Origin of the sequence: Marinobacterium mangrovicola (assembly GCF_004339595.1) — a bacterium.
GTDB classification, from domain to species: Bacteria; Pseudomonadota; Gammaproteobacteria; order Pseudomonadales; family Balneatricaceae; genus Marinobacterium_D; species Marinobacterium_D mangrovicola.
On record NZ_SMFU01000007.1, the window covers coordinates 674,158 to 699,076 of the forward strand.

Genomic DNA, 24,919 nt, shown 5'->3' on the forward strand with positions numbered 1-24,919 from the left:
CGGCTCTGGCACTCTTTACGGCTTGTATCGCTTTACAGGAATGTTTTCGTGATCAGCGCAGAAGCTAAGGCAAGGCTCAAAACCTATCTCGATGGGCGCGAGTCAGGGCCGGGCCGGATCGTGGACTGGATACTGATCGGGCTGATTGTTTATTCGATCATCACCCTTACCATCGATACCATTCCCGGTATTCCACCAGAGGCGACTCGCTTTCTGCGCATTTCGGAAATCGTCGTCACGCTGATATTCACGCTTGAGTACGGTCTGCGGGTGTATGTGGCGCCTCAGCGTTTGCGCTACATCTTCAGTTTCTGGGGCCTTATCGATCTGATCGCTATCGCGCCGTTCTACATCACGCTTGGGTTGGGGCTTGCGGGAATCGATATGCGCGGCGTCCGCGCTTTCCGCCTGCTGCGTATTCTACGCCTGCTCAAGCTGGCGCGTTATAGTCGCACCCTGGCGCGATTCCATCGCGCGTTCCAGCTGGCACGAGAGGAGCTGGCAATCTATCTGCTGCTGACGCTGATCCTTCTGTTCGTGGCGGCTACCGGTATCTACTACTTCGAAAATCCTGCCCAGCCGGAAGCATTTGCATCCATCCCGCATAGTCTCTGGTGGGCGATGGTGACGCTGACAACGGTGGGTTATGGCGATGTTTATCCCATCACAGCGGGAGGGCGCATATTCACTTTCTTCGTATTGATGGTGGGATTGGGGATCGTAGCCGTACCCACGGGGTTGATCTCCAGTGCGCTCTCGCAGGTACGGCGTGAAGAGAGTGACGCGCGGCTGGCGCAGCTGGTTGCTGAGGAAAACGCGGAAGGAAAGGGCGATGGCTGATCTGCTTGAACAAATAAAACAGGTCAGTGCCCGTGCTCTGGCCAGCGGTGCCTTGCAGTCGATCCCGACCCATACGGAGCGGGTCGATGAACAGGGCGTCAGCTTTCTGCTGAGGGTGCTGGACAGTCTCAAGCGTAAACAGGCACAAAGCCGGCTGGATCAGGCGGGGCGGCGCAAGGTAGATCCGTTTCTGCCCTATGAGGAAGCGCTCTATGTGGGAGAAGTCGCACCGCGCCACCGCTGCCTGCTGAACAAGTTCAATGTGGTAGATAACCATCTGCTGCTGGTGACGCGGGAGTTCGAGTCCCAGACCGACCTTCTGAATGCGGGTGATTTCGAGGCGTTGGCTTATTGCATGTCACAGATGCAGGCACTGGCGTTTTTTAATGGTGGAGAGACGGCCGGCGCCAGCCAACCGCACAAGCATCTACAGCTGATCCCTCTGCCGATGGAACCGTTTAATCCACTGCCATTTTCGCAGCTGCTCAGTGCTATTCCAGCCGACGCACCTCAGCGTTGCACTGCCTTGTCGTTTCGACACGGGTTGATCCGTTTTTCATCATCCCCACCTAAAGAAACCAAGAAAAAATGTAAGGTACTGGAAGGTGCGTATCTGGCGCTTCGAACCTATCTGGATCTTGGAGAGGATGAGCCCTACAACCTTCTCGGGACCGATGAATGGATGATGCTCGTGCCTCGCTCTAACGAGAAGTGCCAGGGGATCTCCTTTAATGCACTGGCGTTTTGCGGTGCGATTCTCGTCAGAGATACCAAGCAGGCCGCGCTCTTGAAAAAAGAGGGGCTGATGCAGGCGCTGATCGCGGTTACATGAGTGGCTTCTAACACGAAGAATTTCGCCATCTTTTTGTTGTCAGATCAGTGGAGTCGCTACACAGATATGTTCGATTTATGGCCGCAGGTAATCACTGTCAGGCAAAGTTGTGGCCGAACCCATCGCCGAATGCTTAGAGTGTTATGGACGCATCCGGCAAAATCTAAAGGTGAAACATGAAAGCAGCCAGGCTGACCACCCCCGGTGGCTTGCAGAATATTTTTATTGATGAGGTTGCGGATCCGGGCCAGCCGGCCCGTGGTGAGATCCGTGTGGCCCTGCATGCCTCCTCGCTTAATTTTCACGACTATCTTGTTGCGACCGGCGCAAGCCCGGCCGCCGACGGTCGCGTGCTGATGTCGGATGGCGCCGGCATTGTCGAAGCCGTGGGTGAAGACGTGACCGAATTCAAGGTGGGCGACTCCGTGGTTTCCTGCTTCTTCCCTCAGTGGGCTGCGGGACCGGCGTTTACTGATGTGGGTAATTTCGGTGGTACACCCGGCGATGGTATCGACGGTATGGCGGCCGAGTACGTAGTACGTCCGGTGTCCGCGTTCACTCATGCACCCAAGGGCTGGAGCCATGCCGAGGCAGCTACCATCACTACCGCAGGCCTCACTGCCTGGCGCGCCCTTGTCGGTGATGGTCAGATTAAAGCCGGCGATACCATCCTGACGCTGGGTACTGGCGGTGTCTCCATCGCCGCGATTCAAATTGCACGTATGCATGGTGCCAAGGTGATCGTCACCTCATCCTCTGATGAGAAAATCGCAAGAGCCAAGGAACTGGGCGCCACTGCTGGTGTTAACTATCGCACTAACCCGGAATGGGCCGAAAAAGTGCTGGAGTTGACCAACGGTAAGGGTGTCGATCATGTGATCGAACTGGGTGGGCCGGGGACCCTGGCGCAGTCGATCCAGGCGGTGCGTGTGGGCGGTCAGATCTCGTTGATCGGCGTGCTTACCGGTTTGCAGGGTGATGTGCCCACGGCGCTGATGATGGCCAAGCAGGTGCGTCTGCAGGGGCTGATTGTTGGCAGTAAGCTGCAGCAGCAGGAATATGTGGTGGCTCTTGAGGCCAGCGGCGTTAAGCCGGTGATAGACAAAGTGTTCCCGCTGGACGGGCTCGCCGACGCATTCGAATACCAGATTAGCGGTGCTCACCTGGGCAAAATCTGCCTGGAGTGGTAAAAGACTATTCAAGCCTGTATCCCGGAGGATGCAGGTTTTTTATGATCATTCCTTTGCCTGACTGAGCCAGGCCGGTATTTCTTTGTGCCTCATCACTTCTCTGCTAACAACTGTCCTCGGTAAGATTCAAATATTTTTATATACTGGGTGTACCTTACCCCGCTGGGATCCGCAGCAGGACGCAGAGTTATTGAGTATTCAAGTCAGCACAGCCCAAGGAGTGAACTGCTGAATGTCTGAACAAGTTGATTGGCGCGCCCGCTATCGCGCGCTGGCACAGGAAGCAGAACAGCACGAACAGAAACTCGCGACGGCTCTTGAACAGATGAGAAGCCTGGCGGCCCAGCTGGACCTGATCACGCATGGCGAATCCCCGGTACTTGATGCGCTGTTAAAGAAAGTGACCGCCGAGCTCCAAAGCGGTGGTCTGGAGTCGGTTCAGGATCTACTGCGCAAAACGCAAACCCAGGTGCGCAGAATAGAGGAGAGCAAAGGTAAGCTGGCCGGACGCCTGACGCAACCCTGCGATGATTGGATTGCGTTCCTGTTGCAACAGGATATTCGCGATACATACGGCACTAGGCTCAGCCAGGCCAAGCAGAGCCTTGCCGAAGAAAATATCAACCAGCTCCCCGGCCTGCTCGACACGCTGCTGGATATTCAGAAACAGTTGATACCGGTCCATATCAACAGCAGTGACAGCAACGACCTGGCAGCCTGCGGTGACGTGCTCAGCGCGCGACTGGCATCGCGCTTACTGGATCTGATTCAGCTGCTCAGTGTGCCGTCGAGCCATGCCGCACGCGTGCATTCGTTGATCAAGCGGCTGGAATCATCTCCCGATGCCAGCGCCCTGGAAGAGTGCTTGAACGAAGTGTCTGAGCTGGTGAAAATCGGTGGCGGTAATCTAGAAACCGATATCCAGGAGTACCTGGAGAGTCTAAACAGTCAGCTTACCTACCTGCGCAGCTTTATGGATGGCGCCGACGACTCCGACCAGAAGCAGCGTCGGCGCAATAACCTGCTTGATCAGAGCGTGCGTCAGAATGTTAAACATATTCACACCACCGTTCAGAAAGCCCAGGATATCAACGGGCTGAAGCAGGCGGTCAGCACCCAGCTCGCCGGTATTATCAAGGCGATGAATCGGCATAAGGTAGCGGAAGAGCAGCATCTGATAGATCTCAAAGAGGAGCGTAAAGCGCTTCTGACCCGTATCGATGAGATGGAGATGAAGACCGAGTACTTCCGCAAAAGTGCTGAAGATGCTCATATGAAATCGATGACCGACCCGCTTACAGGGCTACCCAATCGGCTGGCATATGAGCGGGAGCTGGAGAAAGAGATGGAGCGTTTCAAGCGCTATGACACACCTTTTTCTCTCTGTGTTGCCGACCTCGATTACTTCAAAACGATCAATGATAAATACGGCCACCTGGCCGGTGACAAGGTGCTGCGTCTGATCGCCCGGGTTCTGCGCAGTAATTTACGCGGTGTCGATTTTGTTGCCCGTATCGGTGGTGAAGAGTTCGTGATTATCCTGCCCTCCACTGATGGTGAAAGTGCCCGTCAGGCGGCGGAAAATATTCGTCAGGCGGTTGAACAGAGCCCCTTTAACTTCCAGGGCAGCCCAGTACAGGTTTCCATCTCACTGGGTATTGCTCAGGTTCAGCCGGATGATGACATCGAGACACTTTTTGGTCGTGCGGACAGCAACGTCTACATGGCCAAAAGAGAGGGCCGCAATCAGGTAAGGTTCGGCTGAACTCCACTCATTTACGCTGTAACGTGGCGATAAGCGTGGACAGCAAAATACAGCCGGCTCCTAGCAGCTGAACCGGCGTCAGTGACTCCCCCAGCCAGATAAACGCAAACAGTGCTCCGAAGGCCGGTTCTGAGCCGGTCAGCAGGGCGACTCGCGAAGGCGAGGTGTGCTTCAAGCCATAGTTTTGAGCAAACAACGCATAGAGCGTACAGCACAGAGTCAGATAAACGGCTGCCCACCAGAAGGATAGGTCCAGCGGCAAAAGCTGCGATGCAGGCTGATCGCTCGAAATAAAGAGACTCAGAGCGCCCAGCGTGACTACCCAGGACTGAGAGCTGGTGATCGCCAATGGTGAGAGGGATCTATCGCGTATCAACAGATTCGTCACTACCACCAGAATCGCGCGCAGCAGCGCGGCAAGCAGCATCAGATAGTCTCCCGAATTCATATTCCAGGAGCCCTCCTCAACCGGCAGTCCGGTTTGCGTTAACAGCCCTACGCCCAGCAACGAAATGCCCACCAACGCGATAAGCCTAGGTTTAGGCCAACGCCGTTCCACCAGACCCTGAATCAGCGGGGTCATCAACACACATAGACTAATCAAAAAGGCGGCCCGGGTGGCTGTTGTGTGAAATACTCCCCAAGTCTCCGCGAGAAAGATACATAACAGTAATAGACCGGTAGGCAATGCCCGCAGGCTGTCCTTGGCTTTGCCGGTTCTAATCTGCTGCAGATGCAGCGGCAGGAGAATTAGCGCAGTGAGGCCAAAGCGGATCGCGATAAATGCCAGCACGCCGGTGTAGACCAGCGCCTCTTTAGTCACACCGTAGCTGGTGCCCCAGAACGCCGCGACGAGTAGCAAAGATAGCTCTGGGAGCGGGACTCTGTAACTGCTGCGGATAAGAGGAGTAGATAGAAATGAGCGCATGGCCGCCTCGTAAAACTGTTAACGCAGGGTAGGGCCGGTATGCTAACTTCGGTGATTGAAATCAATAATAGGGTGTTAAAGCAAAATACTAATGCTTCAGGCGCATAAATAGATGGACCTCAATACACTGATGCCACTGCTGCCGGATATGGCCGCTTTCGTTGCCGTGGTCGAAACCGGTAGCTTTACCGGTGCGGCAGAGAAAATGGGCATTACACCCTCCGGAGTCAGTCGCCAGGTGTCACGGCTGGAGAAAGCTCTGGGCGTGATACTTATCGAGAGGACAACACGTCGTCAAAGCACAACGTCGGTGGGCATGGCTGTGTATGAGCAGTGCCGCAATATGCTCGACAGCGCCCGGGAAGCGGTCCAGGTTTCGGAGAGCGATGCCACTGAGGCAAAAGGGCGCCTGCGCGTGGCTGTGCCCAAGGCGCTGGCAAAGCAGGTGCTGGAGCCTTATTTTATTGCGTTCGTGAAAGAGTACCCGGCGGTGTCTCTGCATCTGATGGTGACCGATGAGCGCTTAGATCCGGCCCGGCAGGACCTGGATATTGTCTTTCACGTGTCGGCGGAACCCTACGAGCACCTGGTCAGTAAAGTAATCGGTAGGGTGGAATCAGTGCTTTGTGCATCTCCCGCTTATCTTAAAGAGCGTGGCGCGCCAGCTAAACCAAGGGATCTGCTGGCGCACGATTGTATCCCTTTGGGTCTGCTGGAGAGAGATAACCACTGGTTACTGAGCCGCGGGGAAAGTCGTGAGACTGTCGCGGTAAATGGTCGCTACACCAACAACCATTCGGAGATGAGGCTAAGGGCGGTAAAAGAGGGTCTGGGAATCGGCATCTTCCCGGACTTTGTTGTACAAGACGCATTGAAAGCCGGCGAAGTTGAACGGGTACTGCATGGCTTCCAAGTTCACAGCCATTTCCAGGGTGGTATGCACATGCAGTTTCAACCCATGCGCTTTATGCCGGCGAAGATGCGGGCGTTTATCGATTTTATGGAAGGTGTAGGGTATCTGGCGGCACAAGACTGATGCAAAAGGATCGCCTTTGCGGCTGGTAACGGTGCTGGAAATGCTTCAATATCAGCCCATTACGAAGCGTGGAACGGTGCGATTTATCGAACTGCCCGGTTGAAAGCTGGGGGGAGGTGGCTGATGAACATGGAGAACAATAGGCAGATCTCATAATTTCGATCTGTTGCAATCGTTTGTCACGCTTTCCTGTTAGGTTCTTTTATTAAAATCTGTTTATAAACAGAAAGACTATAAATATATAATATCTTTTGGAAATATTAATGAATTATGCGGATATAAAAGTCATTGAATATCGTTATGGTGAAGAATCTGAACTTGAGCGTGAAATCTACAAAAGTAAAACGCCTCTACTGATAAAGATATCTGATTTTCCTGACGATTTTGACTTGGATTATTATATCAATTCGCATAACGGGAAAACGAGCTACACTCGATACGACGAACATAAGAATATCATTCAGTCATCCAGTGCTAAGCTTAAGGATGTTTTGTCCTGGATTAAGGAAGATCAGCCGGTAAGAATATTTGGGCAGATGTATCCGGAACATATCAACGAGAAACTGGTTGATAAAATACCTTTATGGAGAAAGATCCCTTTCCGACCGAGATATTTCAAGCCATCGCTTGGGAAGGCGCTTTACTTCTTTGGTGGCAAAGGCAGTGTGACGAAAATGCACTACGACAGAGAGCGCAACAGCAATCTCCACGTTTGCCTTCATGGTAAGAAAAGAGTGCTGCTGTTGGACGAATCGGAAAGCCGTCATATTTACAAAACGCCCCTTAAAAGCGACAGTGTCGTCGATTTCAAGCAGCCTTTCGATAAATCCAAGCGGCACTATCCCGATCTGGCTAAGGCGACTTGTTATGATGTAATCCTGAGCCCGGGCGATATGGTATACATGCCCAAGCATTGCTGGCATTACATCGAATACATTGAGCACAATGTGAGTGCTACCTTTGCATTCTACCCGAAGCGTATAGATCAAATTCTGGGTACATTGAGCGGTGTGTTTTATCTGGGGTTTTCATTTCAAGGCCTCGGACTGGATAAAACACAAACCTATAAGAATTTCTCAAAGCGCTATATCCACGCGCGTGGGTTGAAAAGACTGTTTTTGCAATTTGTCGAAAAGCTGGCCTTTGTCGCTTTGTTCCCGGTTTGTCTGTACTCGACGATACATAAGTTTGTTATTCTTAAGAAAAGACCCTATTGATTCCTGATAATCCTGACCTCTTTGCTGTCTTTTTGGAAATAGCCCGGGTTTTAGGCTTATTAAAGCAGAGGTAAAGGCCTTTTCAGGTTAGAAATACACTAGAGCTTTCACAAGGAGCTTATATGAAAGTGATGATCGATCTCTGCGTGATACCCCTGGGTGTTGGTGTGTCGGTATCCGAGTATGTCACCGCTTGCCAACGGGTATTGGAGGAGGCGGGGCTTGAACATCAATTACACGCCTACGGTACCAACATTGAGGGTGACTGGGATGAGGTTATGTCGGCAGTGAAGCGTTGTCATGAGGTTGTTCATGAGATGGGCGCTCCGCGTGTCAGCTCCTCCATGCGACTGGGTACCCGGACCGACCGGGAGCAGACTATTCAGGACAAGATCCAAAGTGTAGAGACGAAGCTCTCGGCGGATTGAACTGCATGAGCAGTAACTGAAAGCTTTCTAACCCGGACACATCTAACCCGCCGGTTGTTTCGTATGCTGGCGATCTCTTTTTATCGCCACTGTGCAGGGCTCAACAGCCCGACCTTTTTGCACTTCCGCTGATACTTAATACACTCCCATGCTCCCAATCCCTTGCTGATGAATGCCCTGGCGACTGTTTGTGCATAGCCGGGGCGGCAACTATATTGAGGTGTACCTCACCTATAGCCCCAATGGGCACCAGAAGCCGCTGGCAGAAAGGGTGAAAGGGAGCCGTAGATGGAGCAAACCCTGTTTGATAAATACGGAGGTTTCGCGACAGTCAGCCGCATTGTCTCTGCTTTTTATGATGAAGTTCTGGATTCACCTCGCCTGAGTCCCTTTTTCGACGGCCTCGATATGCGGCGTCTGGTCGATCATCAAACCAAGTTCATCGCATCGTTAATGGGCGGCCCCGCGAGCTTTTCCAACGAGGCTCTGGTTCGTGCTCATTCCGGTCTGGGTATCGATAGCGAATCCTTCGATGAAGCGGTAAAAATTCTCAAATTCACACTCGAAGACTTTGACCTGGAAGAGGGTGATATTTCACGTGTTATCGGCGAAGTGCTCAGCCGTCGACACTGCATAGTGACCCAAGCCTGAGGCTCGGCCGATGGATAAGTCGATCGATACCCGCGCTCTTTTACAGCAGATCCATCTGGCCGTTGCGCTCGTTGATATAGAGCAAAACACTATCTGTTTCGAGAATGCCTGCTTCTTTGACTGGTTTCCACCGCCGGCCCAGGAGCAAGGTGACTTTAGCGACAGGGTGCCGTCTCTTGAGCTGGAGAAGGCGAAGCAGCGGCTGCAGGCCCGGGGCAGCTATCGTCTGGAGGTGGATGTGCAGATAAAAGGACGCGCGACTCCTGTTCGGATTGAAATGCACCAGGTGGAGTACCAGGGCCAAGCGCGCACCTTGGTCGAAGCCCGTGATATATCCAAGGAGAAAGAGAGCCAGTACATGCTGGATTCCTACTCACGCCTGGCAGAGAAGAACGCCAAAGCGCTGGAGCGTGAAAAGGACAGGGTAGAACGTTTGCTGCTTAACGTGATGCCAAAGCAGGTTTACGAAGAGCTGAAGAACTACGGAACGACCACGCCGCAGCACTTTGAAAACGCCGCTATTCTGATGCTCGACTTCGTCCGCTTTACCGATATGCAGATTTCTCACGATGCCAGCGCACTGGTCTCCGAGCTCAACGATATCTTTTCAGCCTTTGATCGCATTGTCGAAATGTTCGGTTGCGAGCGTATACGTACTATTGGTGACTCCTACATGGCGGTGTCCGGCGTGCCCGAGGAAAGTGGTGAAGACACGGCTAATATTGCCCGTGTGGCTCTACGTATGCGTCGCTATCTGGAAAAACGAAACTCGGCACACAGCAACCAGTGGCGCGGGCGGATCGGCATCAACACTGGGCCGGTCATCGGCTCGCTGGTAGGTATCCAGAAGTATGTCTACGACCTGTTTGGCCCCGGCGTAAACCTGGCAGCGCGGATGGAGAGCCACTCCGAACCGATGCGGATTACGCTGAACCAGGCCACCTATGAACTGTTGAAGGATGACTTCATCTGCACAGAGCGGGGCGAGGCGGAGATTAAGGGTTTTGGTCCGATGACGCTGTATTTCCTGGAGGAGGAAGCAAGACAGCACTACCGGTGATCTACGATTCCAGTAATCCGGGTTTTCGTTATCTGCTCTGCTTTAGGTTCCCTCTGTCTTAATAAGCGCTGTTGGTGTTTACCCTTGGCTTGCTGAGCAAGCATCTGTTAACCACTTTTGCCGTTGGCGAGGCAACTACACGGCCTTCGACGAAATTCGGGTAATTCATTGATCTAACGCGCAATTTCTTCTTCTCGTTGTTGTCACAATGGCGGACACGGATTACCGCTACGGATAAAAAATCCGGACATACCAATGAGAAGGAGTTTTCCATGCCGCTGACCGAGCGCACCGTCACATCCCCGAAAAAATTCATCATCGGTACAGGATTGCTGGCCAACATGGCGGATTACGTTTCCGCCTTTGGTGATAACGCCCTGATTATCACCGACGAGTTCATTCTTGATCGCGTCGCGACCCAGGCGACGCCGGCGCTGGAAGCGGCGGGTATCCATGCCAAGGTCGAGAAGTTTCAATACGAATGCACGGATACTGAAATCAATCGCATCGGTGAGCTAGCCAAGGCGCAGCAGGCCAATGTGGTTGTTGGGATTGGCGGTGGTAAAACTCTGGATACCGCCAAGGCTGTGGCCTACTACAACAAATTGGCCGTGGTGCTGTATCCGACCATCGCCTCCACCGATGCACCCTGTACTGCGCTGTCGGTGATCTACAAGGACAACGGCGAGTTTGATCGCTACCTGTTCCTGCCGCAGAACCCGGACGCAGTGATCGCCGATACCGATATCCTGGCCGCGGCGCCGGCGCGCTTCTTTGCCGCCGGCGTAGGCGATGCCCTGGCAACCTACTTTGAAGCGCGTGCCTGCTACGCCTCGGATGGGATCAACCTGGTGCTTAAAAAGCCTTCCCGAACCGGTCTGGGTCTGGCCAAGCTTTGCTATGAACTGCTCTGCGAAAACGTCGCCGCGGCGATGGATGCCGTGAATAACAAGATCTGCACACCGGCACTCGAACAGACTATCGAAGCGACTATCTACCTGAGCGGCGTGGGCGCTGAAGCGGGTGGCCTGGCCGCAGCCCATGCGGTTAACAACGGGATGTCTGCGGTGCCGGATCTGCACCATGTGCAGCACGGCGAAAAGGTGACCTTCGGGCTGCTGACCCAGTTGGTGCTGGAAAACGCACCCAAAGAGGAGATCGACGAGGTTATTCGTATCATTAAAACCGTAGGCCTGCCGCTGACGCTTGAGGATATGGGACTTACATCCTTTGTCGAGGCCGAATGGCGTACCGTCGCGAGCATCGCCTGTGCAGAGGGCGACACCATGGGTAATATGCCGAAAGAGGTATCCGAGGCTGACGTGTACAACGCCATGATTGCAGCCAACGCTATGGCGCAGCGCTACAAGGCTGAGGGTTAAACAACCTGGTCGGTGAGGCCTGAACGAAAGTTGCAGATCGAAGGGGCGGATCTATGAATAGTATCGATAGAGAACAGGCTGAAAACGGATTGTATGCCTGTCCCTGCTGCGGATACGCAACCCTTAGACGGGCATGTCGCTATGATATCTGCTCGATCTGCTTCTGGGAGGACGATGGTGAGGATGACGACACCCCTATTGAATATCGGGGTGGTCCCAACGGCGTAACCCTTGAGGATGGGCGAATTAATTTTCAGCGCCATGGCGTCAGTGATCTCAAGGACGCACCCCACGTGCGTGCGGCGACTGCGGAGGATATCGATCTAAGGCACTACCGGCTGGAGTATGATCTTGAGAGTGGCTGGGTCGTTAAATCCGATCAACAGGGCGGCGACTGACCCTGTTTTGATGCCATAGTCTGCTGTCATTGCTTAACAAAAAGGCTCCTCAATCGAGGAGCCTTTTTATTGCCGGTTGATGACTGGCAGAGGGCTCAGTTCAGTTAGCCGGCGCGGCAGTCATATTCTTTTTCAGCTGGTCCATGGCGCCCAGGCTGGTGAACACATCAAGGCTGTTCACGGGGGTGGCGCTGCCATCACCCACGTAGTATTCCGGCATCTTGATCTGGGTTTCTTTAAGTGCCGGGTACATGACATCGGCGATATCGCGCTGGATCTCTGCCATATAGATATCCTTGGCGGCCTGTTTCGCGAGCAGATGCGCCTTGGCCACTTCTGCTTCCGCCAGCCCTTTTTCGCGAATCGCCTTGGCTGCGTAAGTAGCGGCTTCCGCGTTGGCTTTCTGGATATCGCGCTCGGCGGTGGCGACCTCGAGCTGGGTCTCTTTCTCGAGCACCGCGACCGCCTGCTCCTTCTCCTTACGCACCTGTTCCAGTTCCGCCTGCTGGCGCTCCATCTCAACCTCTTTCTGCTTGGAGATGATCGCCAGCTCCTTGGCGCGCTGGGCGTCCTGGATGGCACGGGCCTTTTCGATCTCCTTTTCCAGCTGAGCGGTCTTCGCCTCGGCGCGGGCGGTCTCCTGAGCCTGAATCGCGGTGATACGTTTGGCCACCAGATCCTTCTTCTTCACCAGCAGCTCATCAAGGCGCTTCTCCGGGAACGGCCGACCGATAGTAACCTGGCGTACCTGGATACCGTAGGAGTCCAGCGGGTTGGCGAGGCGCATCGCCTGACCGGATTTGTCCTGCAGGATGATGTTTTTCCAGACCAGCTGTACTTTGCGCTCAAGACGGTCGGCATCGTCGTTCTCGGATGAGACGGCAGCGAGATCGGTCTGTTCCACTTCCACCTGACGGCGCTCGGTCTGGTAGAGACCGAACTGGAGCTGATCTTCCAGTTGGACCTTGAACTTGTTAAGCCCGCCCTGGAAGAACTCTTCGCCGGTGTACTGGGTAGCCGTGACCACGGTGACGTTCTTGGCGTTCTTGATTAGCAGTGAATCGATCAGGTTGTCGTAGCTGCGAAATTCCCGGTGCATGGCAATGATCTTGTCGGGATCGGCCGAGAGCTTAAAGCGAAAGGTGGCCGGGATGCTGGCGGTATAGGTATCGGCAAACTGCACTTCAACATCGTTAAGCTGACGGGTCGCGCGGATAACTTCGCCGTTTTCCTGGTTGCCGAAGTTCAGCGTCATCGCCTGGTTATAGGTGTAGACGTTGGAGAACATCGGTACCTTGAAGTGCACACCGGGCTCGGTATACACACGGATAGAACCGAACAGGGTGTCCTGCACCACGTAGGTGTAGCCCAGTTCCGTGGTAAAGAAGGATGACATCCCGATCAGCAGTGCGGCGCAAGCGCCGATGATGCCGAGAGAATACTGCTTCAGATTGCCAAGCAGAGAGCTTAAGAGGGGAGGGAGCGGTTTTTTATCAGACTGGTCCATGTTTTATTTCCTGTTGTACTTCCTTTGGCGCGGCGAAAATACACAGTTTGGGAAACAATTTCCATGGATTCAGACAGTTGTTTTAATAAGCGTTAGCCAGTGCGAGAGATTAATCAGGCAAAGCAAACTGCAGATCAAAACAAAAAAGCAGCCGTGAAAGGCTGCTTTTTTATCGGTGGCGGCGCGAGCTGCTGTTAGCGTGCCTCGCGGATCGACTTGGCCAGGGAGCGTGTCAGCTCTGCAATCGCTTCTGTACCTTCGGCCGGTGATGCCGCGTTTTCGACACAGTCGGTGAGGGCGGAGCCTACGACCACGGCGTCAGCGAACTTGGCGATCCGTTCTGCCTGTTCCGGGGTGCGGATACCGAAGCCGACCGCGATCGGAATATCGGTGTGGGCACGGATCGCGCTGACTTCACCTTCAACTTTCTCCGGGGTCGGAGCCGCAGCGCCGGTAACGCCGGTGCTGGAAACGTAGTAGAGAAAGCCGGAGGTGTTTTCCAGCACCATCGGCAGACGCTTGGCGTCGGTGGTCGGGGTCGCCAGGCGGATGAAGTTGATGCCGTGTTTCTGGGCAGGCACGCACAGCTCGTCGTCATGCTCCGGCGGCAGATCCACCACAATCAGGCCGTCAACGCCCGCTTCGGCAGCCTGGGCCAGGAAGGTGTCTACACCCATGCAGTAGATCGGATTGTAGTATCCCATCAGCACCAGCGGGGTGTCCTGATCTTTCTTACGCAGCTCGCGGACCATCTGCAGGGTTTTCTGCATATTCTGGCCAGCGGTCAGTGCGCGCAGGGAAGACTTCTGGATCGACGCGCCATCGGCCATGGGATCGGTGAACGGCATGCCCAACTCGATCACATCGGCACCGGCTTCGGACAGGGCGATCAGGTTGTTAAGGCCGGTATCGTAATCCGGGTCGCCGGCGCTGATAAAGGTGACGAGACCTGCTCGGTTCTGCTGCTTCAGTTCGGCAAAACGGCGGGAGATACGGCCCTGGTTGTTACCCTGGATCGGGGTTGTACTAGTCATTATCTCTCTCCTTCAGTCTTCGAGCTGATCGGCCAGGTGTGCGGTAACGGTGGCCATGTCCTTGTCGCCACGGCCGCTCAGGTTGATCACCATCAGGTGATCCTTGGGCAGAGTCGGCGCCAGCTTGATGGCGTAAGCGATCGCATGGGAGGACTCCAGCGCCGGGATAATACCTTCCAGGCGGCAGGTAATCTGGAACGCTTCAAGTGCTTCATCATCGGTGGCGGAGACATATTCGCCGCGACCGACTTCATGCAACCAGGCGTGCTCGGGGCCGATGCCCGGGTAGTCGAGGCCGGCGGAGATAGAGTGCGCATCCTGAATCTGGCCATCTTCCGACTGCAGCAGGAAGGTGCGGTTGCCGTGCAGTACGCCCGGTGTGCCGCCCTTGAGGCTGGCCGCGTGCTTGCCGGTGTCGATACCGTAACCGGCGGCTTCAACGCCGATCAGGCGCACGGACTCATCCTTGATGAACGGGTGGAACAGGCCCATGGCGTTGGAGCCGCCACCGATGCAGGCCACCAGAGAGTCCGGCAGACGACCTTCCTTCTCCAGGATCTGTTCACGCACTTCACGGCCGATAACGGACTGGAAGTCACGCACCATCTCCGGGTAGGGGTGCGGGCCGGCCACGGTGCCGATGATGTAGAAGGTGGAATCCACGTTGGTGACCCAGTCACGCAGTGCGTCGTTCATGGCATCTTTCAGGGTACCGGTACCGCTGGTGACCGGAATCACCTTGGCGCCGAGCAACTTCATGCGATGCACGTTCGGCTGCTGACGGTCGATATCGGTGCTGCCCATGTAGACCACGCACTCCAGGCCGAAACGGGCGGCCACGGTGGCGGTGGCGACACCGTGCATGCCGGCGCCGGTTTCCGCGATGATGCGTTTTTTGCCCATGCGCTTGGCCAGCAGGATCTGGCCCAGGCAGTTGTTGATCTTGTGAGCGCCGGTGTGCATCAGGTCTTCGCGTTTGAGGAAGATCTTCGCGCCGCCCAGTTCTTCGGTCAGGCGTTCGGCGAAGTAGAGCGGGCTGGCGCGGCCCACGTAGTCTTTCTGCAGCGCTTCAAGCTCGGCATAGAACTCGGGGTCGTTTTTCGCTTTCTCGTACTCTTTCTGCAGGTCGAGAATCAGCGGCATCAGGGTTTCAGCGACGAAGCGGCCGCCAAAACGTCCGAAGAAGCCGCGTGCGTCCGGGCCGATCTCCGGCGTGCTGGAATTTGTTGTCTGGATAGTCATGGTGCTAACTCCTTTTCGCAGGCGCCTATTCGCAGAGGGCTGCATCGTTTTCGCAGGGGCTGCGTCTTTTGATGGGGCAAGAATAGGAAAATTCCCCGTCTGTGAAAATCGATTATTTTGCGCTAACCTGTGAGAAAATCTAACAGGTTGATCTGTCGTGTCCCAATCCCTTCCCTCGCTGAACGCCCTGCGTGCTTTTGATGAAGCCGCACGTACTCTCAGTGTATCCCGTGCTGCTGAGCAGCTTAGCGTGACTCACGGTGCCGTAAGTCGCCAGATCCGTCAGCTTGAGGAGCAACTCGGCATCAGCCTGTTCCGGCGCGAGGGGCGGGGACTGGCGTTGACCACCGAAGGTGAGCAGCTGCGTGCAACAACCTCACAGGTGTTCGATCAGCTGGTGCAGACCTGTGACCAGCTGAAAAAGGCCGCAGTGGATGCGCCGCTGGTGCTGGGCTGCTCGGGTAGTTTCCTGGCGCGCTGGTTTATTCCCCGCCTGGACCGGATGCAGCGTCAGTGTCCGGATCTTAAGCTTCATTTAACCGCCAGCGATGACCTGGGTTGGCCACTGCCGGCGCAGGTTAACCTGGCGCTACGCTTCGCGGAGCCGCCCTGGCCCAAGGGGGCGCAGGTGATCGATCTCGCACCGGAGCGAATGGGGCCGGTGTTAAGGCCTGATCTGTTGCCGCCGGAGTTTCAGTCTGAGTCCGATAGGCTCGCGCCAGAGCTTCTCACCGAACTACCGTTGCTGCATACCCGCTCCCGTCAGCAGGCCTGGCCGCTCTGGCTGCAGGATAAGGGGTTGGATCGTGCCGAGCGCAGCGACGATAAATCTTTCGATCATCTGAACTACATGCTGGAAGCGGCGCTGGTGGGTTTGGGCGTGGCTATCGCGCCTGCCTATCTGGTGGAGGAAGATCTCCGGACCGGGCGGCTGATCGCCCCCTGGGGATTTATCGAGACCCCGGCGCGGCTGGGGCTCTGGTTGCCACAGGGTGAGCTCTCGGCCGGTGTAAAGCAGTTGGTTAGCTGGCTGAATGATGAGTTGCGCTTAAAATGATGAGTTGTGATTAAGTAATTGATTGCTTGCGGCGTCTCAACAGCCAGGGGCTGATCTACTGTTACAGACACGGAAAGCGCCTCAGCATCTTTTGATCCCGACTGAGGCAGCGGTGATCCGCAAGTCGACTAGACTTAAAGCGGATAACTGCTACTCGCTTCGTTGTTCGATCCTTTCTTTGCTGGCGCTTCCAGGTGCCCAAAGAGATGGTGACGAAATAGAGGGAGCGATCATGAACAGTATTAAACGTATCGCTTTTTCTGCTGTATTGATTGGGCTCTTTGGTGTTGTACAGGCCCAGGCTGCCAGTGACGAATGTATCGATACTGGGCTGAAGGCAACGCAAGAATCCATGCATAAAGCAGAAAATTACACCGCTGAAAGCGGTAATCAGTCCGACAGAAAGCTCAGCAGTGGTGAGCGTGACTATATTTGGACGATTAATCACACCAACTGGTAACAAACCAAAAAGATCAGTCCAAAGCGGCGACAGGCTGCGCGCCAGCAGTTCTGGCCGCTTTGGCTACTGAGATAAACGAACTCCCTGAACAGCTGTGTTTCAGAAACAGATAGATTGCGTTAGTTTTAGTATTCTTTCTTGGAATTAATAACACGAAAAATATGAATTTGTGTTGTTTATAACCCTGGCCTAGAGTGGTTCCACATTGATAGAGCCAGCGTTACCCAGGTCCTCCGGTCGTCTGTTTAGCCCCTCCAGCCGGATCACCCAAGTACAAGAATAGCCATTCGTTCGGCCTCTCCGTCTTTCATACCTGATCAAGGACATTAATCCGATGGGCCTCTGGATCCCCTTTACCCTGTTCGCCGCGTTTATGCAGTCGATGCGTAATGCCATCCAAAGCCGTCTCAGTAAAGAGATCAGTACCGCGGGAGTGACGCTGGCGCGGTTTCTCTGGGCGAGCCCGGTAGCTGCGGCTTACCTGCTACTGCTCTACCATTTCGATCCGGTGGCGGTACCTCGTTTCGATACAGGCTTCGTGCTGACCGTGGCTGCCGCAGCGGTGTCTCAGATTATTGCTACCGCGCTGATGGTGGTGCTGTTTCGTCTGCGTAATTACGCCATCGGCGTTGGGCTTGCGAAAAGTGAAGCGGTGATTGCGGCAACCCTGGGCGCATTATTTTTTGCGGCGCCGCTTTCCCCCCTGGGCTGGGCCGGTGTTGTGATCGGCGGTGTTGCGATCTGGTTGATGGGTAATACCGGCGCTATTCGCGAACTGCCGCTGAAAACGGTGATGACGGGGCTTGGTAGCGGTCTGGGTTTTGCGATGACCACCCTCTGGGTGCGCGAAGCCTCATTGATGCTCGATCTGAGCTTCCCGCACAGCGCCGCCTGGGTGCTGCTTTGGGTGATCAGTCTGCAGACGTTGATGCTGCTGGTATGGCTGGCGGTCCGTGAACCGGCGACACTGCTTGAGCTCTGGCGCAGACCGAAGATTGTGATGCTGACCAGCCTGATCAGCTGCCTTGGCTCGCTGGGTTGGTTTACCGCCATGAGCCTGGAGAGCGTCGCGCTGGTGAAAACCCTGGGTCAGGTCGAAGTGCTGTTTACCCTGGCCATATCGGCAACCTGGTTCAAGGACAAACTCGGGCGTCGGGATCTGCTCGGTCTCGGATTGATTGTGCTCGGAGCGCTCTGCGTTATTCTGGCCTGATGCTGGGCGTGATTCTGAGGCTTGATTTTGAGGTAAGAGTCACTTTAACGTTTGCTCGGTATCCAGCGGTGCGGCCGCTGCTGGCTCGGTGTTGGTGGCACAGTCGCAGCCCATCGCCTGGTTGCGGCCACCCGCTTTAGCGTAATAGAGGCACTCATCGGCTTTGGCGATCAATGCGGTTGGGGGGCTTTGGTCAGGCACACAAACGGCATAACCGACGCTGATGGTGACGCTGGTCGATACCTGTGAATGGCTGTGTGGAATAGCCAGATTTTCTACGGACTGACGTAGCTTCTCGGCGAGCTGAGTGGCGGTTTCGAAATCGCATTTCGGCACCAGGCAGGCGAACTCCTCACCTCCATAGCGGGCGACGAAATCAGAGGCTCTGGTTAACGACTTCCTGAGCTGAGCAGCGACCTCGCGGATACATTCGTCGCCCTCAAGGTGACCGTAGTGGTCGTTGAATGGCTTGAAGTAGTCGATATCGACCAGCATAAGCGTCAATGGGCTGGCCTCACGCTGGCAGCGCTTCCATTCCTTGATGAATACTTCGTCAAAACTGCGCCGGTTGGCTATACCGGTCAGGCCATCGTTAAGGGCGAGCAATGTCAGTTCGGCATTGAGCTGTTCCAGTTGGGCATTCTTCTCTTTGATAAGCGCTGAGGCGGCGACTTCACTTGTGTAACGGGCACGTTGGGCGCTTTGCAGCCTGAACATCAAAAAGCTGGATGAAACGCAGAGCAGCATAAAGATCAGCCCCCGTGAGAGGGTAAAGTCCCACCAGTCGGCGAATACCCGGTCAAGATCGCGACCCACGGCGAGAATAATGGGTGCATCCAGGTGCAGGTCGGCTGGCTGGATGGTCCGCAGCGCCATGATCCGTTCTTCACCGGTGGCATAAACTCTGCCGCTCAATAGATTTTTTTCCTGGCCGCTTTCGATATGACGGGAAAAGAACGATCCCGGTTGAGCCAGGTTCATGCCTTGCTGTCCCTCCCTGAATGGCTCCATCAGTAACTGGGTGCCACTCCCGTGGGCGAGGGCGGACCACATATCCGGTGCATAGTTGACCGCGTTCAGTGTGTTGCGAAATCTTTCCGGATCGATGGAGGCGATAACCATGCCGTCAAAGTTGCCGTTCTTATCGACGACACGAAGGCTAAAGGTCATTACCCAATGATCGGTCACCGCCAGAAATGGCTTGGCCATGTGAAGCGTTTCCGTGGATGGGTCCTTAAGGGCGACCTGAAAATACTCGCGTTGACTGAAGTTCTGATGCAGCAGAGAGACTCTGCTTGAGGCGATGACATCACCGCTCTGGTCCAGAGCCAAGAGGGTGCGTATACCGGTTAGCGTCTCGATGTGGTGCTGAAACTCGATATTAGCATGTTCCAGTGCCTCTTCGCTCTCTCGCCACTCGGGCAGATTGCGTCTGACTAGCTCCAGAACGCGATAGATGGAGCTGAGTTGCTCCGTCAGGTAGCTGTTGACGATTTCGGCCTGAGCGGTCAGCCGTTGCTGCTCCTGCTCATTGGTTGACGCATGCCGTTCAATGATGGTCCAGACGATATAGACCCCGAGCAGCGCAAGGCTGGCGAGCAGAGTGATCCATTCAAAGCGCGCGCGGTGCTGGGTCATAAATTAGGGCTTTGCGTTTCGCCGCTCTCGACGGACTGAAGTTTTGGCGCTGTACATGAGGGATCCTAGTCTAAAGCTGTGTTTTTCTGAACATTAACCGCGTTTGACTTAGGTATTAGTCTGAGTTGCCAACAAAACCCTAGGTCTTTGGTCAGTATGCGGTTCAGTGTTGAAACGACTTTGCGCTCACAGGTTGATGGCAATCTGTCTTCATATTTAAACAAAATTAAATTTATGTAATTTAGAAAAGACTATAATGCGTATTTTTGTGCATGTGGCGCTGCAGGCCCGTTCATTTTGGAGAATCTTATTCGATGAAAAACCTGTCTCTGCGATTCAAACTCAGTCTCTTCTCGATGCTGGCGCTGGTGGTCGCGCTGGGTGTGCTGGTAGCGGTGGCGCTGAGCCAGTTGCAGGTTCTGAGCGACATCACTATCGATTCAGCCTCTGAAAAAGAGGAGGGGGCCGCCCGACAATCGCTGGAACTGGCGGGTTCCAAGGCCAGCGAACAGATCACCTCGTTACTGCAGAGCGCTTATCTGACGCCGCGCACCCTTGCCGGCGAAATGGCGCTAACGGCTGAATCAGAGCCGCTCAGCCGTGACAGTGTTAAACGTCTGGTGCAAGGAGCCCTGGCGGCGAACCCGGTCATCAGCTCGTCTTATGCGCAGTTTGAACCCAACGCCTACGATGGTCGTGATGCTGAGTACAGGGGCGATCTGAGCCATAGTTCCAACACCGGTACCCTGGATGTGTACTGGGTGCGTGAAGAGAGTGGGCTGACCTTTTATCCCACCGAGGATACGTCGAGCAAATACAGTGAAGAGCGCGACGAAAACGGTACCCGCGAGTCGGAATGGTATCTCTGCGGTATGGAGAACAAACGCGACTGCCTGATTGAGCCCTATCTTTACGAGATCAGTCCGGGCAACTCCATCATGATGACCTCGCTGACCTCGCCGGTGGTGGCCGATGGCAGCTTTATCGGCATTGTCGGCGCGGATATCAATCTGCCGGTGCTGCAGAAAGATATCGAAGCACTGGCCGCCACGCTCTATGGTGGCCAGGCCAATGTGGTGCTGCTCAGCGAGCTGGGCCGTCTCATTGCGGCCAATGAGTACAGCGGCTCTCTGGGCAAAAAGCTCGCCGATGTGTCGACTCAGTATGCCGGTACGAAAACCCTGGGTGCTGATTCCATGCAGGTCAGCTTTCCGATCAGGGTGGCCGACGCCAACTGGGAGTTGCTGATCTCGGTGCCGCGCGAAGTGATATTTGCCGATCTACAAAACCTGATCAGCACCATCGACGATTCCCGTCAGGATACCCTGGTCACGCTGCTCAGCATTTCGGTGGGCGTACTGGTGCTGGTGATGTTCGGGTTGCAGCTGTTTGCCATCGGTATCACCCGACCACTGAAAGACCTGGGCTTGCGCATGAAGGCATTGGCCGGAGCCGAGGGCGACCTGACTCATCAGCTTGAGCGTACCAGCCACTCCGAGCTCAATGACGTGGTGGAAGGGTTCAACGGTTTCACTCAGAAGATCCGCCTGTTGATCGCTGATTTGGTAACTCATTCCGAGCAACTGAAATCCAGCGCTGCTGCACTTAGCACGACGGCAAGCCACACCGAGGTTTCCACCAGCGAGCAGCGTCGAGAACTGGAAAGTGTGGCCACCGCTGCCAACGAGATGTCTGCCACCGCTACCGATGTGGCTCAGCGTGCGGCCCGTACTGCCGAGGATTCCAATGCGGCCAACACCGAGGTCACCAGCGTGCGTGAGAAGCTCGCCGCTACGGTGCAGGAGATCGGTGAAGTATCGGATGCGATTCAGACCGCGTCCGCTTCAGTGGGCCAGGTGGCCGATCAGAGCAACACGATCTTCGGCATCGTTGAAACTATCCGTGGAGTGGCGGAGCAGACCAATCTGCTGGCGCTGAATGCTGCGATTGAGGCAGCGCGCGCCGGTGAACAGGGCCGCGGCTTTGCCGTGGTGGCCGATGAGGTACGTGATTTGGCAGCTCGCACGCAGAAAGCTACTGCTGAGATCGATGAGCTTATCCGCCAGTTGAAGCAGGGCGTGGATATCAGCGTGGCGCAGATGGAAACCTGTCTGGAGCGGGTATCTGTCACCGTGGAGGAAAGTCAGGAAAGTTATGACCGACTTGAGGGAGCCTCTGGGCGTATCGAGTCGATCTCCGATGATGCCACCCAGGTGGCCACCGCCGCTGAAGAGCAGAGCATGGTCAACGAAGAGATCAATCGCAATATCACGCTGATCGGCGATGCTGCCTCAGAGCTGGCGGAAACCGCCGAGAAAGTTAAATCGCTGGGGAGTGAAGTCTCCAGCTGCGCCGGTCAGATTGACGAACAGCTGGGGCGTTTCAAAATCTGACGAGGTTTATTCCTCGGAAAGATGAATGGGCGGGGTGCTTAGCGCTCCTGCCCGGCACGCCTCCAGAACTTCGGTGGCCAGGGCGTTATCGTTCAGCGCCCTGGCCACCGCGACGCCACCAATCATCATGACCACTTTTTGCAGTGCGGCCTGCTGCTCTTCGGCCTGAGCTGCCGAGCCTTCTCCCGTATTGTTCTGTAACCGTTTGACCAACCCCTGAAATACCTGGGACCAGGTGGAACGTACGCCCTCATCCTGATGCGCCATGTCGCTGACCAGAAATGCCAGCGGACAGGGAATATCTGCGCCCTGACAGTGGGCCTCGCTGAGGTAGGCAGCAATAAACGCCTCACGCTGTTGATCCGTGGCTTGTCCCTGCGGCAGATAGCTTTCGGCTGCGGTGTTCGCCGCATACAGGATCGCCTCGGCGTAGAGGTCGGTCTTGGAGCTGAAGTGCGCATAAAACGCGCCCCGTGTCATACCGGCGGCCTGCATCACCTGGTCGATACTGACGTTATCGAAACCCTGCCTGGCAAACAGTCCTGCCGCCGTGGTGAGTATCTTTTCCCGGCTTCGTTGCTTGTGATCTTCGCTCCACGCCATGATGCGATCCCGTCTCTCTACTAAAATATGTTCTTGAACATATTGTGCCGCCTGCAAAGATAGAGTCCAGCTGTACATAAAAACTATTTGGAGATGTTCCATGGATAAATTGCATATTTTCGGCCCTGAATTCAGCACCTTCGTGCGCACCGTAATGCTCTGCTGTGAGGAGAAAGGAATCGCCTACAGCGTGGGGATGGAGGTTAATGGCCAGGAGATTGCGTTTAAAAGCGAGCAGCATTTCGCCTGGCACCCCTATGGCAAGGTGCCGGTGCTGTTGGTCAACGGCAGTCCGCTGTTTGAATCGGGTGCTATCTGCCGGTACCTGGATGCCGTTTACGATAGCGCTGAAATGCTACCGGGCGATGCCTGGGAGCGCGCACTGGTAGACCAGGCCAGTTCAGAGATTGCGCTCTATCACTACGATGCGCTGATCCGTGATCTGGTGTTGGAGTTCTACTTCCCGAAAGGTGAGGGCGGCAGCGTAGACATGGCGGCGGTAGAGGCGGCCTTGCCGGCGGCCCAGGCATCCATTACCCGCCTGACCGAGATGCTGGGTGTTCAGTCTCATATCGCCGGCGAGCATTACACCCTGGCTGATGCGATGCTGATCCCAATCCTGGATTACGCGGCTGAACTGCCGGTGGCTGACCGCCTGTTTGCCGAGGCGGAAACATTAACCGATTACCTGGGGCGGATGCGTGAGCGGGAGGCGTCGCTAAAAGTGCTATCCGGCAACGCCTGAGCATCTGCCCCTCTGGCGCAACCGCCGGGCCAAGCCCCGACAGTTTGCCGGTGTTAACCGACGACGGAAAAAGAGTAAGCTGTTGCGCTTTCTTTATAGCACTAGAGAGCACGGATGGCGGATCTTCTTCCCTGGCAGTATGCACTGATTGGACTTGTTTTTGTCTGGAGCGGCTTTGTCCGTTCCGGTCTCGGTTTCGGTGGCGCCGTGCTGGCGCTGCCGTTTCTGCTGCTGGTCGTGAACAAGCCACTGGTGTTCCTGCCGATCATCTCCATCCATCTGTTGATCTTCTCTTCATTGATTGCGTTTCAGGGTTGGCGTGACAAGCAAGCCCAGGGCGCGAGCGGCAGTAATATCGACTGGGGCTATCTTGGCAAGTCGATGAAGGTGATGATCATTCCCAAGCTGGTGGGGGTGTTTGGCCTGCTGACCCTGCCCGCGGAGATCATGAGCAGCATTATCTTCCTGATCGTGATTGTTTACGCCGTTGGCTATGTGCTTAACCGGCCGTTTCGCAGTAAACGGCCGTGGATGGATAATATCTTTCTCGCCCTGGGTGGCTACGTTAGCGGCACCTCGCTGATCGGTGCGCCGCTGATCGTTGCGGTTTACGCCTCCCATGTGGCCAAGCATCAGCTGCGCGATACGCTGTTTGTGCTCTGGTTTATCCTCGTAGCGATCAAAATGGTCTCCTTCCTGATCGCAGGAGTGGATCTGCAACTGATTCACCAGCTTTGGCTGTTGCCCTGTGCCTATGTTGGCCATCTGATCGGCGAGCGCTTTCATCGTTATATCGTCAGTAACGAGACACCGCTGTTTTTTCGTGTGTTGGGAACGGTGCTGATTGTGGTGAGTCTGGTGGGTATCATTCGGCAGTTTGCGTTGTTTGTCTCAGCCTGAGTTACTCCTTTAGCTGGCGTTGTAGATGCTGGGCGATGGCGCTTGCCTGCATCCGACTCAGCTGTGAAAAGTGGGGCATATCCGGCAGATCCGGGTGGCCGGTTCTGATCACATCCACCAGCTCCGCTGCGCTGAATTCGGTCCGATTGTTGGCTGGGATGCCCTGGAGAAAAGAGCCGTCGCCTGACTCCTTGTGACATCCGGCGCAGTAGTAGCTGTAGAGCTCTTTTCCATCCTGGTTGGCAGGGTCGGGTTCCGAGCTGCAGCCAAACAGGCCGGTCAGGATCACAAGAGACAGCAGGCGTAACAACGGCATAAGCTTGTTCCTATAATCAGTCACTTAAGCATAAGCCATCAGGCGTTGTAGCGCCTGCTTCTGCTTTAAGCCGATTTTCGCTAA

At 55.2% G+C, this 24,919-nt stretch carries 24 protein-coding genes; 17 read left to right on the forward strand and 7 right to left on the reverse strand.

The features are described from left to right. Positions 1–48 precede the first annotated feature (48 nt). From CLV83_RS04060 to CLV83_RS04075, 4 genes are all read left to right on the forward strand, one after another. Complete coding sequence (locus tag CLV83_RS04060; RefSeq protein WP_243642270.1) at positions 49–840, forward strand: ion transporter; 792 nt, start codon at positions 49–51, stop codon at positions 838–840. Continuing rightward, positions 833–1,672: an ATP adenylyltransferase family protein gene (locus tag CLV83_RS04065; protein WP_132287866.1), complete on the forward strand. Its 840-nt coding sequence runs from the start codon at positions 833–835 to the stop codon at positions 1,670–1,672. The genes CLV83_RS04060 and CLV83_RS04065 overlap by 8 nt, the downstream gene beginning before the upstream one ends. A gap of 176 nt (positions 1,673–1,848) precedes the next feature. Continuing rightward, on the forward strand, positions 1,849–2,862 hold the full coding sequence (locus CLV83_RS04070; protein WP_132287869.1) for a zinc-dependent alcohol dehydrogenase family protein: 1,014 nt from the start codon (positions 1,849–1,851) through the stop codon (positions 2,860–2,862). Between the two features lie 232 nt (positions 2,863–3,094). After that, positions 3,095–4,627 (forward strand): GGDEF domain-containing protein, encoded by a 1,533-nt coding sequence (locus tag CLV83_RS04075; RefSeq protein ID WP_132287872.1) that lies wholly within the window; start codon positions 3,095–3,097, stop codon positions 4,625–4,627. A 7-nt stretch (positions 4,628–4,634) separates the two neighbouring features. Here the strand turns inward: CLV83_RS04075 and CLV83_RS04080 are convergent, their stop codons facing one another. Continuing rightward, complete coding sequence (locus tag CLV83_RS04080; RefSeq protein ID WP_243642271.1) at positions 4,635–5,489, reverse strand: DMT family transporter; 855 nt, start codon at positions 5,487–5,489, stop codon at positions 4,635–4,637. A gap of 178 nt (positions 5,490–5,667) precedes the next feature. Between CLV83_RS04080 and CLV83_RS04085 the strand changes: the two genes are divergently transcribed. From CLV83_RS04085 to CLV83_RS04115, 7 genes are all read left to right on the forward strand, one after another. Next, positions 5,668–6,591, forward strand: coding sequence for a LysR family transcriptional regulator (locus CLV83_RS04085; RefSeq protein ID WP_132287878.1), 924 nt, complete (start codon positions 5,668–5,670; stop codon positions 6,589–6,591). 263 nt (positions 6,592–6,854) lie between these two features. Further along, positions 6,855–7,808, forward strand: coding sequence for a cupin-like domain-containing protein (locus CLV83_RS04090; protein ID WP_132287881.1), 954 nt, complete (start codon positions 6,855–6,857; stop codon positions 7,806–7,808). Positions 7,809–7,930: 122 nt separating this feature from the next. Continuing rightward, positions 7,931–8,236, forward strand: coding sequence for an MTH1187 family thiamine-binding protein (locus CLV83_RS04095; protein ID WP_132287884.1), 306 nt, complete (start codon positions 7,931–7,933; stop codon positions 8,234–8,236). A gap of 288 nt (positions 8,237–8,524) precedes the next feature. Further along, on the forward strand, positions 8,525–8,887 hold the full coding sequence (locus tag CLV83_RS04100) for a group I truncated hemoglobin (protein ID WP_132287887.1): 363 nt from the start codon (positions 8,525–8,527) through the stop codon (positions 8,885–8,887). 10 nt (positions 8,888–8,897) lie between these two features. After that, on the forward strand, positions 8,898–9,947 hold the full coding sequence (locus CLV83_RS04105) for an adenylate/guanylate cyclase domain-containing protein (RefSeq protein WP_132287890.1): 1,050 nt from the start codon (positions 8,898–8,900) through the stop codon (positions 9,945–9,947). Between the two features lie 272 nt (positions 9,948–10,219). After that, positions 10,220–11,329, forward strand: a complete 1,110-nt coding sequence (locus tag CLV83_RS04110) for a glycerol dehydrogenase (RefSeq protein WP_132287893.1) — start codon at positions 10,220–10,222, stop codon at positions 11,327–11,329. Between the two features lie 53 nt (positions 11,330–11,382). Further along, positions 11,383–11,727 carry a CPCC family cysteine-rich protein gene (locus CLV83_RS04115; protein WP_165900230.1) on the forward strand — a complete coding sequence of 115 codons (345 nt, stop codon included), beginning with the start codon at positions 11,383–11,385 and terminating at the stop codon, positions 11,725–11,727. Positions 11,728–11,827: 100 nt separating this feature from the next. Here the strand turns inward: CLV83_RS04115 and CLV83_RS04120 are convergent, their stop codons facing one another. From CLV83_RS04120 to trpB, 3 genes are all read right to left on the reverse strand, one after another. Next, positions 11,828–13,234 carry an SPFH domain-containing protein gene (locus CLV83_RS04120; RefSeq protein ID WP_132287896.1) on the reverse strand — a complete coding sequence of 469 codons (1,407 nt, stop codon included), beginning with the start codon at positions 13,232–13,234 and terminating at the stop codon, positions 11,828–11,830. Positions 13,235–13,428: 194 nt separating this feature from the next. Continuing rightward, positions 13,429–14,268: a tryptophan synthase subunit alpha gene (gene trpA / locus CLV83_RS04125; RefSeq protein WP_132287899.1), complete on the reverse strand. Its 840-nt coding sequence runs from the start codon at positions 14,266–14,268 to the stop codon at positions 13,429–13,431. 12 nt (positions 14,269–14,280) lie between these two features. Then, a complete protein-coding gene (trpB, locus tag CLV83_RS04130) occupies positions 14,281–15,510 on the reverse strand; it encodes a tryptophan synthase subunit beta (RefSeq protein ID WP_132287901.1) in 1,230 nt (409 codons plus the stop codon). A gap of 157 nt (positions 15,511–15,667) precedes the next feature. On the opposite strand from trpB, the gene CLV83_RS04135 reads away from it, so the two are divergent. From CLV83_RS04135 to CLV83_RS04145, 3 genes are all read left to right on the forward strand, one after another. Beyond that, positions 15,668–16,567 (forward strand): LysR family transcriptional regulator, encoded by a 900-nt coding sequence (locus CLV83_RS04135; RefSeq protein ID WP_132287903.1) that lies wholly within the window; start codon positions 15,668–15,670, stop codon positions 16,565–16,567. A gap of 232 nt (positions 16,568–16,799) precedes the next feature. Further along, positions 16,800–17,027 carry a hypothetical protein gene (locus tag CLV83_RS04140; protein WP_132287906.1) on the forward strand — a complete coding sequence of 76 codons (228 nt, stop codon included), beginning with the start codon at positions 16,800–16,802 and terminating at the stop codon, positions 17,025–17,027. A 334-nt stretch (positions 17,028–17,361) separates the two neighbouring features. Next, positions 17,362–18,240, forward strand: coding sequence for an EamA family transporter (locus tag CLV83_RS04145; RefSeq protein ID WP_132287909.1), 879 nt, complete (start codon positions 17,362–17,364; stop codon positions 18,238–18,240). Positions 18,241–18,279: 39 nt separating this feature from the next. Here the strand turns inward: CLV83_RS04145 and CLV83_RS04150 are convergent, their stop codons facing one another. Further along, positions 18,280–19,878, reverse strand: coding sequence for a sensor domain-containing diguanylate cyclase (locus tag CLV83_RS04150; RefSeq protein ID WP_132287913.1), 1,599 nt, complete (start codon positions 19,876–19,878; stop codon positions 18,280–18,282). A gap of 314 nt (positions 19,879–20,192) precedes the next feature. Between CLV83_RS04150 and CLV83_RS04155 the strand changes: the two genes are divergently transcribed. Continuing rightward, positions 20,193–22,271, forward strand: coding sequence for a methyl-accepting chemotaxis protein (locus CLV83_RS04155; RefSeq protein ID WP_132287916.1), 2,079 nt, complete (start codon positions 20,193–20,195; stop codon positions 22,269–22,271). 6 nt (positions 22,272–22,277) lie between these two features. Here the strand turns inward: CLV83_RS04155 and CLV83_RS04160 are convergent, their stop codons facing one another. After that, on the reverse strand, positions 22,278–22,874 hold the full coding sequence (locus tag CLV83_RS04160) for a TetR/AcrR family transcriptional regulator (RefSeq protein WP_132287919.1): 597 nt from the start codon (positions 22,872–22,874) through the stop codon (positions 22,278–22,280). 100 nt (positions 22,875–22,974) lie between these two features. On the opposite strand from CLV83_RS04160, the gene CLV83_RS04165 reads away from it, so the two are divergent. Beyond that, positions 22,975–23,619: a glutathione S-transferase family protein gene (locus CLV83_RS04165; protein ID WP_132287922.1), complete on the forward strand. Its 645-nt coding sequence runs from the start codon at positions 22,975–22,977 to the stop codon at positions 23,617–23,619. A gap of 114 nt (positions 23,620–23,733) precedes the next feature. Next, positions 23,734–24,519 (forward strand): sulfite exporter TauE/SafE family protein, encoded by a 786-nt coding sequence (locus CLV83_RS04170; protein ID WP_132287925.1) that lies wholly within the window; start codon positions 23,734–23,736, stop codon positions 24,517–24,519. Position 24,520: 1 nt separating this feature from the next. Here CLV83_RS04170 and CLV83_RS04175 read toward each other — a convergent pair whose 3' ends face one another. Next, positions 24,521–24,835: a c-type cytochrome gene (locus CLV83_RS04175; RefSeq protein ID WP_132287928.1), complete on the reverse strand. Its 315-nt coding sequence runs from the start codon at positions 24,833–24,835 to the stop codon at positions 24,521–24,523. Between the last annotated feature and the right edge of the window lie 84 nt (positions 24,836–24,919).

Bases quoted from the DNA above. Each gene is read 5' to 3' on its own strand.
- CLV83_RS04150 (WP_132287913.1), bottom strand. From the start codon at position 19,878: ATGACCCAGCACCGCGCGCGCTTTGAATGGATCACTCTGCTCGCCAGC.
- CLV83_RS04120 (WP_132287896.1), bottom strand. From the start codon at position 13,234: ATGGACCAGTCTGATAAAAAACCGCTCCCTCCCCTCTTAAGCTCTCTG.
- CLV83_RS04070 (WP_132287869.1), top strand. From the start codon at position 1,849: ATGAAAGCAGCCAGGCTGACCACCCCCGGTGGCTTGCAGAATATTTTT.
- CLV83_RS04140 (WP_132287906.1), top strand. From the start codon at position 16,800: ATGAACAGTATTAAACGTATCGCTTTTTCTGCTGTATTGATTGGGCTC.
- trpA (WP_132287899.1), bottom strand. From the start codon at position 14,268: ATGACTAGTACAACCCCGATCCAGGGTAACAACCAGGGCCGTATCTCC.
- trpB (WP_132287901.1), bottom strand. From the start codon at position 15,510: ATGACTATCCAGACAACAAATTCCAGCACGCCGGAGATCGGCCCGGAC.
- CLV83_RS04145 (WP_132287909.1), top strand. From the start codon at position 17,362: ATGGGCCTCTGGATCCCCTTTACCCTGTTCGCCGCGTTTATGCAGTCG.
- CLV83_RS04155 (WP_132287916.1), top strand. From the start codon at position 20,193: ATGAAAAACCTGTCTCTGCGATTCAAACTCAGTCTCTTCTCGATGCTG.
- CLV83_RS04065 (WP_132287866.1), top strand. From the start codon at position 833: ATGGCTGATCTGCTTGAACAAATAAAACAGGTCAGTGCCCGTGCTCTG.
- CLV83_RS04090 (WP_132287881.1), top strand. From the start codon at position 6,855: ATGAATTATGCGGATATAAAAGTCATTGAATATCGTTATGGTGAAGAA.
- CLV83_RS04175 (WP_132287928.1), bottom strand. From the start codon at position 24,835: ATGCCGTTGTTACGCCTGCTGTCTCTTGTGATCCTGACCGGCCTGTTT.
- CLV83_RS04095 (WP_132287884.1), top strand. From the start codon at position 7,931: ATGAAAGTGATGATCGATCTCTGCGTGATACCCCTGGGTGTTGGTGTG.
- CLV83_RS04170 (WP_132287925.1), top strand. From the start codon at position 23,734: ATGGCGGATCTTCTTCCCTGGCAGTATGCACTGATTGGACTTGTTTTT.
- CLV83_RS04110 (WP_132287893.1), top strand. From the start codon at position 10,220: ATGCCGCTGACCGAGCGCACCGTCACATCCCCGAAAAAATTCATCATC.
- CLV83_RS04160 (WP_132287919.1), bottom strand. From the start codon at position 22,874: ATGGCGTGGAGCGAAGATCACAAGCAACGAAGCCGGGAAAAGATACTC.
- CLV83_RS04105 (WP_132287890.1), top strand. From the start codon at position 8,898: ATGGATAAGTCGATCGATACCCGCGCTCTTTTACAGCAGATCCATCTG.
- CLV83_RS04085 (WP_132287878.1), top strand. From the start codon at position 5,668: ATGGACCTCAATACACTGATGCCACTGCTGCCGGATATGGCCGCTTTC.
- CLV83_RS04100 (WP_132287887.1), top strand. From the start codon at position 8,525: ATGGAGCAAACCCTGTTTGATAAATACGGAGGTTTCGCGACAGTCAGC.
- CLV83_RS04075 (WP_132287872.1), top strand. From the start codon at position 3,095: ATGTCTGAACAAGTTGATTGGCGCGCCCGCTATCGCGCGCTGGCACAG.
- CLV83_RS04165 (WP_132287922.1), top strand. From the start codon at position 22,975: ATGGATAAATTGCATATTTTCGGCCCTGAATTCAGCACCTTCGTGCGC.
- CLV83_RS04115 (WP_165900230.1), top strand. From the start codon at position 11,383: ATGAATAGTATCGATAGAGAACAGGCTGAAAACGGATTGTATGCCTGT.